Raw genomic sequence first — 12,758 nt, forward strand, 5'->3', positions numbered from 1 at the left:
GTGGCCGGTCACGACCACAGCGCTTCGGCGAGCGTGACGCCCACGTAGACCGCGCCCAGCCCGGCCACCACGCTCGCGACGACATTGGCGGCGGCGTAGAACCTGGCGCCGTCCTCGGCCAGCCGCAGCGTCTCGTAGCTGAACGTGGAGTACGTCGTCAGCGCGCCGCACAGCCCCGTACCGACGAACAACTGCACCGGGGACGAGGCCGCGCCCGCCGTCACCGCGCCGGTCAGCAGCCCCAGGACCAGACAGCCCACGACATTGACGAGGAACGTCCCCCAGGGGAAGAGGCTGTCGTGCCTCCGCTGCACGGCCCGGTCGGTCAGATACCGCAGGGGAGCGCCGATGGCCGCCCCGGCCACGACCAGCAGCCAGTTCACCCGCTCGCCTCCCGGCCGACATGGCGGACCACCTCGCAGTTGTCCAGGATCACCAGCCCCTCGCTGACCAGCTCGTCCAGCTGCGGCAGAAACGCCCGGACCTTCTCCTCGGTGTCCACGATCACGACCGCCACCGGCAGGTCCTCGCTCAGCGACAGCAGCCGCTGCGTATGGATCAGCGAGGACGCGCCGAACCCCTCGATCCCGCGGAACACACTCGCGCCCGCCAGCCCCGCCTTGTGCGCCCGGTGCACGATCTCCGTATAGACGGGCCGGTGGTGCCACAGATCCGACTCCCCGACGAAGACCGTCACCCGCAGGGCCGTGCCCGTCAGCCTGGTCATGAGTGCCTCCATGCCACCGCGCGGCGCGTCAGCCACACCGCACTCCACACGGCCGCGAGCGCCGCGACCAGCGTCAGTCCCAGATAGGCCACGCCCGCGTCGGCCCGTCCGGTGGCCAGCAGATGCTGGATGTCCGCCGCATACGTGGAGAACGTCGTGAACCCGCCCAGCACGCCTGTCCCGAAGAACGGCCGCACCAGGGAGTGCGCCGCCCATACGTCCGTGATCACCACCATGAACACGCCGATCACCGCACACCCCACGACATTCACGCCCAGCGTCGTCCAGGGAAAGCCCCCGGAGGAGGTGGGCCAGAGGAGAGAGGCTCCGTACCGGGCTGCCGCACCGATCGCGCCGCCCAGCGCGACGACGGCCACCACCGGCCACAGCACCCGTGCCCGCTCACGCCGCTGTGCGGGCGCGGACAGATCGACATCGGGATCGGTGGGCTCACTCACCATGCGGAACCACGCATTTCCCCCGCACGCATTTCCCCCGCACGCGCCTCTCCTGCTCGCCGGGCGGCACAGCCCCGCGTCCGAACCGCCCACGGTACTCAGGGCACGGCATACAGGCCGACCCGGTGTGCCGGCGTCGCGGGGGGAGCCGATTCCTCGGACTCCTGGTAGGCGATCTCGCGCTGGTGCAGGTGACGCAGCCCGTACAGATGCGCGGTGCCCGGTGGCCTGAGCGTGAGGCGAGGCAGATCGTCCATCGGTACGAACAACGGCTCACGCCCCTCCTCGCACGGACGGGGTTCGCCGGGCACCGATTCGGAGGGGATCAGGACGATCTCGACCAGGTAGCGCCCGGTCTCCTGGTCGTGCACATCCATGACGAACGCGCAGTGCAGCGCTTCGGCCAGCAGACCGGTCTCCTCGCGCAGCTCGCGGCGGGCGCAGGCGATCAGCCCCTCGGCCGCCCGGACATGGCCTCCTGGCAGCTTCCAGACGTCGGAGCCGTGCTCCTCGGTGCGTACGAGCAGCAGGCTGTCACCACGGAAAACGGCCACCGAGCAGCGCGTTTCCGTTCTCTGCGTAAGGTCCGGCATCGGCACGGGTCACCTCTCCGGCCGGGCGTACCCGGGAAGGCACGCGTCTCTTCCAGAGGCCATCAGCGGCGGTGTGCGCGGTTCGCGGCGAGCCTCATCGCCTGTTCCTCCATCCTCGCGCGCGCCCCCGGCCCCGGCAACGCGGAGCGTCCTTGGGACCGTCCCGAAGTTCTCCCGTCCGGCGGCCGGGCACGAACGCACCGGCGCTGAGGACGGAGAGCAGCATCCATCCGGCGGCGTAGAGGAACCCGGCGGTCGGGGAGACCGCGGTGTAGAGGATGCCGACGACGACGGTGGCCACGACGTCGCCCACGGCCTGTACGGCGCCGAGGATGCCGAATCCGCTGCCGCGCAGCCGGTCGGGCAGCAGCTGGGCGACGAGCGCCGATTCCGCGGTCTCCGCGCATCCGATGCCGGCCCCGGCGAGGCTGAAGAAGATCAGCAGCACCCACCAGGAATGCGAGCCCGTCGCGAACCCGGCGTAGGCCAGTACATAGAGGGCCGAGCCGGCGGCGAACACCATGCGCGGGCCCGCCCGGTCGATCCAGTGGCCTCCGGCGTAGGCGACGACCGCGCCGACGGCGTTGTGCGCCGCGTAGATCAGGATCGCCAGGGACGCCGCCGCGGCGGCCGAGCGGCCGTCCGTCCGCAAGAGCTGCGTGGCCCGCAGGATCAGCAGGGTGACCGCGAGATTGCCGAACTCGAAGAGCAGGATCGGCAGCATGGGCCGGAGCAGCCCCGCGCCCCGCAGCCCGGCGAAGCGCAGCCGGATCGGTTCCCGGCCGGTGCCGGCGTGCAGGCGGCGGGCCTCGCGGGCCGCGACGGTGATGGCGAGCGCCGCGAGGATCCCGGGCAGGAAGGCGAACCAGAGCGCGGGCCGGATGCCGATCCAGGCCACCAGACCGGCGGCGGCCAGCGGGCCCGCCACGGCTCCGAGGTTGTCCCCGGCGCGCTCCAGACCGTACGCCCGGCCGTAGGCGCGGGGCGGCACCAGGGACGCGAGCAGCGTGTCCTTGGCCGGCGAACGCAGACCCCGGGACGACCAGGCGACGGCCCGCAGGACACCCACCTGCCACACCGCCGTGGCGAAGCCGATGGCCCCGGTCGCCAGGGCCGTACCCAGGTAACCGCCGCCGGCCATACGGCCCCGCCGGCGCGGGTCGTTGGCGAGCGGGCCGCCGACGAGCTTGGCGACGCCGGTGAGCGCGTCGCTGAAGCCTTCGATGAGGCCGAGCGAGGCCGCGGAGCCGTGCAGGACGCCGGTCGTGAAGCTGGGGAGGACCGCGGTGGCGATCTCATGGCCGGAGTCGGAGAGGAAACTGGTCACGGAGACGCTGCCGACCCCGGTGGTCAGCCACCTGCCGTCCTCGTCCGCGCGGGGCGGCGTACCGGGGTCCGGCGTACCGGGCGGGGGTGCGGGGTCGTCGGGCACGGGTCCGGGCCTTCGCCGTCGGGAAGCGGGCCCGGTCGGGCCTGGCGGTCACCGATGATGCCAGCCCCTACGGCGATTGCCCGGCGGACAGCACCGCGGCGGGTCTCCGGGTCAGATGTCCGGTCCTGCGCGGTCCTGCACCCTGGTCCGGTACAGCCACAGGCCGACCGCGCAGGCGAGGACGGCGAGGGCGATGCCCAGTTCCTTGTAGCCGCCGTACCCGGTGGTGGAGAAGCCGGTGGCGCCGACGACCAGGACGATCACCAGCAGGACGGTCAGGACCCAGGCGAGGGGGACGAAGAAGCCGGGCACCCGGATCGGCCTGGCCAGGTCGGGACGGTCCCTGCGGAGCATCGCGAAGCCGGAGATCGCCAGGATGTGGGTCAGGATGTATCCGAGGTTCCCGGTGACGATGATCGCGAGCGGGGACTCCAGGAAGACGAGCGCGAGCACATTGATGACCAGGGCCACGCTCAGCGCGCGGGCCGGGACACCGCGGCGGTTGAGCACGCCGACCTGGCGGATGGTGGTGCCCTCCTTGCCCATGTTGTAGAGCACCCGGGAGCCGTCGGCCAGACCGGTGATCATGATGAGCAGCAGTGATGCGATGAGGAAGACGACCATCAGGTCCGCGGCGCCGCCGACGAGGTCCGCGAAGGCGCCTACGTAGAAGGTGGTCGGGTCCTCGCCGATCCGCGTCTCGCCGAGGTATCCCGCGAGGGCGAGCGGCAGCAGGATGAACACGCCCAGCGAGAAGAGCACGCCCGCGCGCAGCGCGCGGGAGGTGTCACGGACGGTGTCCTTGTATTCGGGGGCGAAGGTCGCGCAGACCTCGACGCCGAAGGAGGTCCAGGCCATGACGTAGAGCCAGACGAGCGCTTCGCGTACGCCGGATATGCCGTGCAGGTTCCAGTGCAGTCCGCCGGCGCTCCAGTCGCCGCTGAGGAAGGGAAGGACGAGGAAGACCGCGAGCGGTATGAGCAGCATGGCGCCGGTCACGTACACCACCCACATCGCGACATGCAGCCCGAACATCGCCGCGGCGAACAGCAGGACGACGATGCCGATGCCGACCGTGATGGGGAAGGTGATGTTCGCGGGCCCCAGGGACCAGCTCCAGTCCTGACCAGGGAACCACTGGGCCTGGACGAGAGAGCCGATGATGCCGGCGTACACCGACAGCGCGGTGGTCCAGGCGAACCAGTAGCCGATGCTGGCGAGCGGGCCGACGAACGGGGCGCGCTTCTTCCACCCCTCGGTGGCGTAGTGCGCGATGCCGCCGGAGGCGTCCGGGAACATCGTGGCCATCTCGGAGTAGATCCAGTTGCAGCCGGTGGCCAGGACCATGGAGATCGTCCACAGGGCGATGGCTCCCCAGGCGCCGAGGCTGCCGATGGAGGCGCCGAGCGAGGCGATCAGAGCCGCGGGCATGGCCAGCGACAGCGCGAAACCGTCGTACCAGCGCATCTTCTTGGCCAGCGCCGGCCGCTCCGGCGCGGGGGAGGAGGGCGGGGACGGGGGTCTGGGCGTGGACGGGGAGACCTGCTCGGACATGGGCGTGCCCTTCAGCGGGAGAGGGGAGGGATCGAGATCGCAGGCAGGGGAGCGGGATGACCGTGCTGCGGGGGCACCAGGTCCGGGAATCCGGGGTGGGGTCCTTGTGGGGTCTTGTTATAGATGTGTCAAGTCAGCACTGTCAACGGGTCATCTCTGTCGATCAAGCAAGGTCGAGCGACAGGTATTGCTGATTTCTGAGTATTGACACGCGCATCTTGTTGGATGAACTCTTTGGCTGTCTCCGTAGCTGTCTCCGTAGCTGACTTTGGGGCCGCCCGCCGCGGCTCCGACCTGTTGGAGAGGAACCCATGAGCACCACGAGTCCCGCCCGCTACCAGTTGTTCGTCAACGGCGCCTACGTGGACGGCACGGGCCCCGACGCGTACGAGGTCCACAGCCCGGCGACCGGCGAGCACATCGGCACGCTCCCGGCGCCCTCCGCCGCCGACCTCGACGCGGCGGTCAAGGCCGCCAACGACGCGCAGGCGCTGTGGGCGAAGGTCAACGTGTGGGAGCGAGCCAAGGTGTGCCACCGCATCGGCGACGAGCTCACCAAGCGTGTGGACGAGCTGGCGCGGCTCCAGACCCTGGAGCAGGGCAAGCCGCTCGCGGAGTCGGTCGCCGACATCGAGGAGGCCGCGCAGCTGTTCCATCTGCACGCCGAGGACGCGGTACGGCTGCACGGCGAGACCATGCCGTCCACCGTCGGCGACAAGCGGATGTTCACCTTCTACCGGGCGGTCGGCACCTGGGGCATCATCACGCCCTGGAATTTCCCGCTGCTCATGCTCGCCGAATTCGTCGCCCCGGGCCTGGCCACCGGCAACGCGCATGTGGTCAAGCCGCCGGCCAACACCCCGCTGACCGTCCTGAGGGCGATGGAGGCATTCGCCGCCGCCGGGCTGCCGGCGGGTCTGGTCAACATCGTCCCGGGTGAGGGCGCCACCGGCGACGCGCTGGTCCGCCACGCGGGCATCGACGCGATCGGCTTCATCGGCTCCTCGGCCACCGGCGCGAAGATCCAGGCCGCGGCCGGCCTCAAGCGTTCGATCATGGAGTGCTCGGGCAACGGCCCGCTCGTCGTCCTCGCCGACGCCGATCTCGACGCCGCCGCCAAGGCCGCGGTGTACGGCGCGTATCTGTGCTCGGGCCAGGTCTGCTGCGCGACCGAGCGCGTGATCGTGCACCGCGACGTCCACGACGGCTTCGTCGAGGCGGCCCTGCGCGCGGCGGCGGACGTGGTCCTCGGCGACCCGTTCGACCCCGCCGTCAACCTCGGGCCGCTCAACAACGAGGCCGTCGCCGCCAAGATGGACCGGCATATGGCCGACGCCCGCGACCGCGGCGCCCGGATCCTGACCGGCGGGCAGCGCCGCGCCGGTCAACCGACCGACCTCTACTACGAGTTCACCGTGGTCGACGATGTCCCCGTCGAGAGCCTGCTGTCCCGCGAGGAGTCGTTCGGCCCGGTCCTGCCGGTCATCACCGGGGGCAGCGACGACGAGCTGCTGCGCATCGCCAACGACGACAAGCTCGGCCTCCAGGGCGCGGTGTTCACCCAGAACATCTCCGCCGCCTTCCGCTTCATCGAGGAGATGGCGGTCGGCCAGGTCGTCGTCAACGACAGCACCTGCTTCTGGGACATCAACATGCCGTTCGGCGGCGCGGGCAACCGTGGCACCGGGTGGGGCAGGATCGGCGGCAAGCACACCCTGCTCGACATGTCCGATCTGCGTACCGGCGTCATCACGCTCTGAGGCGGGCGGGGCTGACGGTACGTCCGTACGTTCCGCACGCCCGCACGTTCCGCACGTCCGCGGCCCGTCGTGGGCGGGGGTCTCCCCGCTCCCGCCCACGGCACGCCCTTTGGAGCGCTCGCCCCGCTTCCCACCCGTTCACCCTCGCCGTCCCGCGACGACGGCGGCTACGCACCAGCACGCAGCGAGGACCGTCGATGAGCGTCAGCACGAGCGCCGGGTCCGGCCATGGCACCCACCGCGCCACCCTGAGCCGTACCGCCACCGAGCCGTACTGGCTCGACCGGCCCGAACGGCCCGCCGCGCTGCCACGCCTCACCGCCGACACCACGGCCGGCCTGGCCGTCGTCGGCGGCGGCTACACCGGACTGTGGACCGCGCTGCTGGCCAAGCGCCGCGACCCGGGCCGCGACGTCCTGGTCATCGAGGCCGGCACCTGCGGCCACGCCGCGAGCGGACGCAACGGCGGCTTCTGCTCGCCGAGTCTGACCCATGGCCTCGCCAACGGCGCGACACGCTGGCCCGACGAGATCGACACGCTCCAGCGGCTCGGCAGCGCCAACCTCGACGCGTTCGAACGCGACCTGGACACCCAGGGCGTCGACTGCGGGTTCGCCCGTACCGGCAAGGTCTCCGTCGCCGCCACGCCCTGGCAGGCCGAGGCGCTGCGCGAGGCGGCGGCGCTCGGTGCACGGCACGGTGAGCGGTCCCGGTTCCTGCCGCGCGACGCACTGCGCGACCTGATCGACTCGCCGGTCTGGACCGCGGGGCTCTGGCAGCCGGACTACGCGCTGCTCGACCCGGCGCGGCTGGTGTGGGGCCTGCGTACCGCCTGCCTCGAACGGGGCGTACGGATCGCCGAGCGCACCGAGGTCACCGGCCTCGACGCCCGGCGCACCGGCCGGGTCCGGCTCACCACCCCGTACGCCGAAGTGGCCGCCGGACAGATCGCGCTGGCCACCAATGTCTTCCCGCCGCTGCTGAGGCGGCTCGGTGCGAGCGTGGTCCCGGTGTACGACTACGCCCTGACCACCGTCCCCCTGACGGGTGAACAGCTCGCCGCGGTCGGCTGGGCCGGGGACCACGGGATCACCGACGCGGGCAACCAGTTCCACTATCTGCGCAAGACCGCCGACCGGCGGATCCTGTGGGGCGGCTATGACGCGGTCTATCCGTTCGGCGGGCGCGTCGACGAGGCACTGACCCAGCGTCCGGCCACCTTCGACACCCTCGCCGCGCAGTTCGCCGAGACGTTTCCCGCCCTGGCCGATGTGCCCTTCTCGCACGCGTGGGGCGGTGTCATCGACTCCACCACGAGCTTCTGCATGTTCGCGGGCACGGCCTCCGGCGGCCGGGTCGGCTACGCGCTCGGCTTCACCGGGCTCGGCGTCGGCGCGACCCGGTTCGGCGCCGAGGTGATGCTCGACCTGCTGGAGGGCCGCGCCACCGAACGTACCTCGCTCCGCATGATCCGCCGCAGACCGCTGCCGTTTCCCCCCGAACCGGTGCGTTATCTCGGCATCCAGGCCACCCGGTGGTCGATGGCCCGCGAGGACCTGCACGGACGCCGCAACCTGTGGCTCCGTACGCTGGACCGGCTGGGGCTCGGTTTCGACTCCTGACCACACGCCGTCAGCACGACGCACGAGCACGACGCACGGCGCACTAGGCACGACGCACGACGCTTCGCACGCGGAGAGGACACACGCGCATGGGTGGCCAGGACCACACCCAGGACCACAGCCGGGACCACAGCCGGGACCACGGCAAGGACGTGGCTCCCGGAGCGGTGGCGGGCCCGTCGCCGCGAGACCACCGGGCCAGCCGTACGCCCACCGGCCCACTCGATGCCACGGACCGGCGGATCATCGCCATCCTCCAGGCCGACGGGCGCCGTCCCTACAGCCAGATCGCGGACGACCTGGGCATCCCGGCCTCCTCGGTGCGCTACCGGGTGCAGCGTCTTGAGGAGACCGGAGTCCTCCAGATCGTCGGCATCGCCAACCCGCTGACGATCGGCTTCGACCGGCTCGCGATGATCGGCATGCGGGTCAGGCCGGGCACCGCCCAGGAGGTGTGCCGCAGCCTGCGCGACCTCCCCGAGACCTCGTACGTGATCATGACGGCCGGTCAGTACGACGTGATGGCCGAGGTGATCTGCCGCGACACGGACCACTTCACCGATCTGATGAACCGCCGGCTGCACCTGATCGACGGCGTCGTGTCCACCGACTCCTTCTTCGTCCTCGAGGTCCACAAACTGGCGTACGGCTGGGGCGTGGGAGCCGTGGAATCCTCCCCGACGCCGTCCACCGGCCCCCCGAGCGGCATCGACCAACGCCCCACCCGCTGACCCCGCGACCACCCCCGCCGCGCCGCACGCGGTGTCAGGTGGCTGTCCGGCGGTGGTCACCGCTGTTCTGGCGGAGTCCTTCGGTATGGCGGGTGACGGTGTCGACACGGGCCGCGAGCTCAGGGTGCTGTGCCCGCAGGTGCGGCTGGGTGTCGGCGAGCGCGCCGATGAGGTGGGCGGCGTCGTTGTCGGCGAGGGCGTCGGCGAGTCTGGCGAGGGGCGCGCCGGACGCTGCGGGGAGGTCGGTGAGGGAGCTGATCTGACCGGCGAGCCGGCGCAGGTCGGCGGCGTTGCCGCGGGCCCAGGCGGTGACGGTGCGGTCGGCGGCGCGGTGGCTGCGGGTGGCCTGCACGCGCTGTTCGCCGGTGGTGCCGGGGGTTCCGGGGCGTACGCGCAGGTAGCGGCGTTCGGCGGCCTGCCGGCTGGCGACGCCGAGGGGATGGGCGAGCTCGGCCCAGCTGGCGCCCGCGGTACGGGCCGCTTCGATCAGTCCTGGTTCCCATCCGGCGAGCTGCTCGCGCAACTCGCGCAGCAGAAGCAGGGCGGCCAGGGCCTCCCCGGAACTGGCCTCCCCGGAACGGGCCTGTCCGGCCTCGTGGTGCTGTCCGGTCCGGGGAGCCTGCGGGGTCTGGGGGGTCTGCGCGGTGCGTACGGCGTCGTTGATCGCGCTCAGCGCCGCTGCGGCGGCGACGATGAACGCGGGATCGCCGGGCTGGTCGGCTGTGGTCATGGAGTCCCTTTCCTGGCTGTCACCCGTCTGACGACATCGTACTTGTCATCGATTGGATGACATGTTAGAACGGTGTCAGAAGAAGCGCATTGGCAGTTCCTGCCTGAACCTTTGGAGGTGTTTCGCGATGTTGATGCGCACCGACCCGTTCCGCGAACTCGACCGGCTCGCCCAGCAGCTGACGGGCACGACCGGGACCTGGTCCAGGCCCTCGGCAATGCCGATGGACGCCTACCGTGAAGGCGAGGAGTACGTGATCGCCCTCGACCTGCCCGGTGTCGCGAAGGACGCGATCGACATCGACGTCGAGCGCAACATGCTGACGGTCAAGGCGGAGCGACGGCCTGCCGCGAAGGCCGATGACGTGCAGATGGAGCTCTCCGAGCGTCCCCTGGGTGTCTTCTCCCGCCAGCTGGTGCTGGCCGACACCCTGGACACCGAGCGCATCAGTGCCGACTACGAGGCCGGGGTCCTGACTCTGCGGATCCCGATCGCCGAGCGTGCCAAGCCCCGCAAGATCGTCATCGGCGGCGAGCCCGCGCGCCGGCAGATCAGCGGCTGAGTCACCTTCGCGACTCGCTCGTGCCACCGGCGGAGGACGGAACGCGATCTCCCCCTCCAGTCCGTCCTCCGCCTTCGTACTCGTACTCGTACCGAGACGACCAGTACCGAGACGAAGGGGGCAGCCGTGGTCATGCGATGGGAAGCGTTCCTCGAAGAGGTTCAGGAACGCGGCGAGTACGGCACGTCCCAGGAAGCCGAACGGGCAGCACGTACCGTTCTGGCCCTGCTGGGCGCGCATCTGGTGGGTGAGGTCCGGGCCGAGCTGGCCGCCCGCCTCCCGGAGACCTTCGCCCTGATCCTGCTTAATCCGCTTCAAGCCGCCGAACCGCTCTCCGCGGACCGGTTCGTGCGGGCCGTCGCGGCCTGGATCGAGGGAGCCACCGAACAGACCGCGACCTGGGACGTCAGTGCGGTGCTGAGCGTGACCGCCGACGCGGCGGGAGAGGAACTCACCCGCCGCGTCCTGCTCCAGCTCCCTCCGGGTTACGACCTCCTCTTCGGCCGCCCCGAGCACACCTGACTCCTGGACGCCCTCGCCCGAGAAAGGCAACCACTCCACCGATGTTTTCCCTGACTGAACAGGCCTCCACGATGCCGGGTATGACGTTCGGCCAGATGCTGGAAAGAATCCGGTACGAAGGCGCCTACCCCACCGTCGCCCACCTCGCCGGCCCCGGCCTCCTCGACCGTATCCTCGCCCAACTCCCGTCCGGCTACGCGCTCCTGTTCGGTCGCGCCGAACTCATCCGGGCCGCCTGACGACCGCACCTCGTAAACGCTTCGCCACGCAGCTGAATCAACAGGTGTGGGGGGTGGAACCGGGGGCATTCGCTGGCCTGGAGGTTGATAACAATGGTTCCTATTCTTCTCGTTCTGCTGCTCGCCCTGATCCTTTTTGGTGCGGGCTTCGCACTCAAGGCCCTGTGGTGGATCGCCGTCATCGTGCTCCTCGTCTGGGTACTCGGCTTCGTCATCCGTCCCGCCGCACACGGCGGAAAGCGTGGCCGCTGGTATCGCTGGTAAAGCGGCACCCCGTATTTACAGCACCCCACTACACGCCGAGGGCGGCCCCGACAGAAACTGCCGGGGCCGCCCTCTTCGCCCCACAGTGGTGACCATGCTGAACCGAGTAGCTGTCCTGTCCGACATTCACGGAGTCCTGCCGGCCCTGGAGGCTGTGCTCGCCGAACCAGAGGTGCGCGCCGCCGATCGCATCGTGCTCACCGGCGACATCACCGCCGGCCCGCAACCGACCCAGGTTCTCGACCTGCTGACCGGTCTCGGCGACCGCGTCGCCTGGATCAGCGGCAACGCCGACCGCGAACTCCTTGAATACCGCCGGGGGCAACTCGACTCGATCCCCGATCCGATCGCACCCTGGGCCGCCGAACAGCTCCGCGAGGACCACCTCGACCTGCTCGGCTCATTGCCACGATCACTCTCCCTGTCCGTGCGCGGCCTGGGGAAGGTGCTGTTCTGCCATGCCACGCCCCGTAATGATGAAGAGGTCGTCCTGGTCGACTCTCGCCTCGACCGGTGGAAAGAAGTCTTCGGCGGACTCGATACCGACATCAGCACCGTGGTCTGCGGCCACACCCACATGCCGTTCGTCCGCCTCGCTCACGGCCGTCTCGTCATCAACCCCGGCAGCGTCGGCATGCCCTACGGAAGAAGCGGTGCCCATTGGGCCGTCCTGGGCCCGGGCGTCGACCTGCGAACCACGAACTTCGACATTGAGGCCGCTGCCATCCAGGTCAGCCAGGACTCCGCCTACCCCGACATTACCGAGTGGGCCGACTACTTCCTGCACGCTCGCGCCACCGACGAAGACGCTCTCGAAGCCTTCGGCCCACGGGACGGACGCGACCCCACACCGTGACGCCCATTCCCTTTCAGAGGTCGAGCAGTTCCTCGTAGAAGCCCCCGAAGCCCCGCTCACGGTCGATGAGATGGATCTCCAGGATCCAGTGAAGGAGCTGCCCCGCCTCGTCCGTGCGCCGCAGCGGCCTGTCGTTGGCGGGCACGATGTGGGAGTCGACGTCCTCCCAGTTGTTGTACTCGGGCGGGAACTCGCCCACCAGGTGGCCGCCGTGCCAGCCGCCGAGCTGCCAGCCCGCTTCGGCCGCCAGCCGCTCGACCTCGGCGTAGAGCTGCTTGCCGGTGATGTCCGAGTCTGCTTCGAAGGCTCGGCGGCCCGCTGCGAAGACGGTTGACAGGTCGTCGCGCAGGCGGTGCTTGACGGGGTCGTCGCCGAGCACGAAGGTCCGCCCGAAGTCGGCCTCGAACTCCTCGAAGATCGGCCCGAAGTCGGCGAAGACGATGTCGTCCGCACCGATGACCCGGTTCGGTGGGTTCTCACGGTACGGCAGGAGGGTGTTCGGCCCGGACCGCACGATCCGCTTGTGCCAGGTCACGGATCCGGTCACTGACCGCGCGTTCGCCCTGGCCCGCTGCGACCAGGTGCCGCGTCTCGATCTCGGCGAACAGCGACGCCGCTTTGGCCTGGGCGTCCAGGAGCCGTGCCGCGCGTGTGGATTCGTCCGTCACATCGCTCACCGTAGGAGTACCGGCTTCGTCTCGGCAACCG

Annotated in this window: 14 protein-coding genes, 2 pseudogenes and 1 riboswitch; of the genes and pseudogenes, 8 read left to right on the plus strand and 8 right to left on the minus strand. The window is 70.4% G+C overall.

Going from position 1 to position 12,758, the window contains the following annotated elements; translation table 11 throughout:
* Positions 1-8: 8 nt before the first annotated feature.
* The 6 genes from crcB (ACFVWW_RS15080) to ACFVWW_RS15105 all read right to left on the minus strand — a co-directional run bounded on the left by crcB (ACFVWW_RS15080) (position 9) and on the right by ACFVWW_RS15105 (position 4,764).
* The gene (gene crcB, locus ACFVWW_RS15080; RefSeq protein ID WP_384189419.1) at positions 9-383 is read right to left on the minus strand and encodes a fluoride efflux transporter CrcB; all 375 of its coding nucleotides are present in this window, start codon (positions 381-383) and stop codon (positions 9-11) included.
* Entirely contained in the window at positions 380-727 is a 348-nt protein-coding gene (locus ACFVWW_RS15085; RefSeq protein WP_386878234.1) for a DUF190 domain-containing protein, read from the minus strand. The genes crcB (ACFVWW_RS15080) and ACFVWW_RS15085 overlap by 4 nt, the downstream gene beginning before the upstream one ends.
* Positions 724-1,188: a fluoride efflux transporter CrcB gene (gene crcB / locus ACFVWW_RS15090; protein ID WP_386878235.1), complete on the minus strand. Its 465-nt coding sequence runs from the start codon at positions 1,186-1,188 to the stop codon at positions 724-726. Before crcB (ACFVWW_RS15090) ends, ACFVWW_RS15085 begins: the two co-directional genes overlap by 4 nt.
* Positions 1,189-1,283: 95 nt before the next feature.
* Positions 1,284-1,739: an NUDIX hydrolase gene (locus ACFVWW_RS15095; RefSeq protein WP_384189413.1), complete on the minus strand. Its 456-nt coding sequence runs from the start codon at positions 1,737-1,739 to the stop codon at positions 1,284-1,286.
* Positions 1,740-1,824: 85 nt separating this feature from the next.
* Positions 1,825-1,889: riboswitch (Fluoride riboswitch) on the minus strand.
* Entirely contained in the window at positions 1,873-3,210 is a 1,338-nt protein-coding gene (locus ACFVWW_RS15100; RefSeq protein ID WP_384189411.1) for an MFS transporter, read from the minus strand. (Overlaps the previous riboswitch by 17 nt.)
* 111 nt (positions 3,211-3,321) lie before the next feature.
* Entirely contained in the window at positions 3,322-4,764 is a 1,443-nt protein-coding gene (locus tag ACFVWW_RS15105) for an APC family permease (protein WP_386878236.1), read from the minus strand.
* A gap of 311 nt (positions 4,765-5,075) precedes the next feature.
* On the opposite strand from ACFVWW_RS15105, the gene ACFVWW_RS15110 reads away from it, so the two are divergent.
* The 3 genes from ACFVWW_RS15110 to ACFVWW_RS15120 all read left to right on the plus strand — a co-directional run bounded on the left by ACFVWW_RS15110 (position 5,076) and on the right by ACFVWW_RS15120 (position 8,877).
* On the plus strand, positions 5,076-6,524 hold the full coding sequence (locus ACFVWW_RS15110) for an aldehyde dehydrogenase family protein (RefSeq protein ID WP_386878237.1): 1,449 nt from the start codon (positions 5,076-5,078) through the stop codon (positions 6,522-6,524).
* 197 nt (positions 6,525-6,721) lie between these two features.
* A complete protein-coding gene (locus tag ACFVWW_RS15115) occupies positions 6,722-8,146 on the plus strand; it encodes an NAD(P)/FAD-dependent oxidoreductase (RefSeq protein WP_386878238.1) in 1,425 nt (474 codons plus the stop codon).
* 89 nt (positions 8,147-8,235) lie between these two features.
* Positions 8,236-8,877 carry an Lrp/AsnC family transcriptional regulator gene (locus ACFVWW_RS15120; RefSeq protein ID WP_386878239.1) on the plus strand — a complete coding sequence of 214 codons (642 nt, stop codon included), beginning with the start codon at positions 8,236-8,238 and terminating at the stop codon, positions 8,875-8,877.
* Positions 8,878-8,911: 34 nt separating this feature from the next.
* On the opposite strand, the gene ACFVWW_RS15125 is transcribed toward ACFVWW_RS15120, so the two are convergent.
* On the minus strand, positions 8,912-9,607 hold the full coding sequence (locus tag ACFVWW_RS15125) for a type III effector protein (RefSeq protein WP_386878240.1): 696 nt from the start codon (positions 9,605-9,607) through the stop codon (positions 8,912-8,914).
* A gap of 127 nt (positions 9,608-9,734) precedes the next feature.
* Between ACFVWW_RS15125 and ACFVWW_RS15130 the strand changes: the two genes are divergently transcribed.
* The 5 genes and pseudogenes from ACFVWW_RS15130 (at position 9,735) to ACFVWW_RS15150 (ending at position 12,050) form a co-directional block, all read left to right on the plus strand.
* Positions 9,735-10,169: an Hsp20/alpha crystallin family protein gene (locus ACFVWW_RS15130; RefSeq protein WP_384189401.1), complete on the plus strand. Its 435-nt coding sequence runs from the start codon at positions 9,735-9,737 to the stop codon at positions 10,167-10,169.
* A 132-nt stretch (positions 10,170-10,301) separates the two neighbouring features.
* Positions 10,302-10,691, plus strand: coding sequence for a DUF2267 domain-containing protein (locus tag ACFVWW_RS15135; protein WP_386878241.1), 390 nt, complete (start codon positions 10,302-10,304; stop codon positions 10,689-10,691).
* 134 nt (positions 10,692-10,825) lie between these two features.
* Positions 10,826-10,930: pseudogene (locus ACFVWW_RS15140) on the plus strand (DUF2267 domain-containing protein); the annotation flags it as partial.
* A gap of 93 nt (positions 10,931-11,023) precedes the next feature.
* Complete coding sequence (locus ACFVWW_RS15145; protein WP_386878242.1) at positions 11,024-11,194, plus strand: hydrophobic protein; 171 nt, start codon at positions 11,024-11,026, stop codon at positions 11,192-11,194.
* 94 nt (positions 11,195-11,288) lie between these two features.
* Positions 11,289-12,050, plus strand: coding sequence for a metallophosphoesterase family protein (locus tag ACFVWW_RS15150; protein ID WP_386878243.1), 762 nt, complete (start codon positions 11,289-11,291; stop codon positions 12,048-12,050).
* Positions 12,051-12,063: 13 nt separating this feature from the next.
* Here the strand turns inward: ACFVWW_RS15150 and ACFVWW_RS15155 are convergent.
* Positions 12,064-12,727, minus strand: a pseudogene (locus tag ACFVWW_RS15155) (M24 family metallopeptidase).
* Positions 12,728-12,758: the final 31 nt, after the last annotated feature.

The organism is Streptomyces sp. NPDC058198 (assembly GCF_042882605.1).
In the GTDB taxonomy this organism is placed as follows: Bacteria; Actinomycetota; Actinomycetes; order Streptomycetales; family Streptomycetaceae; genus Streptomyces.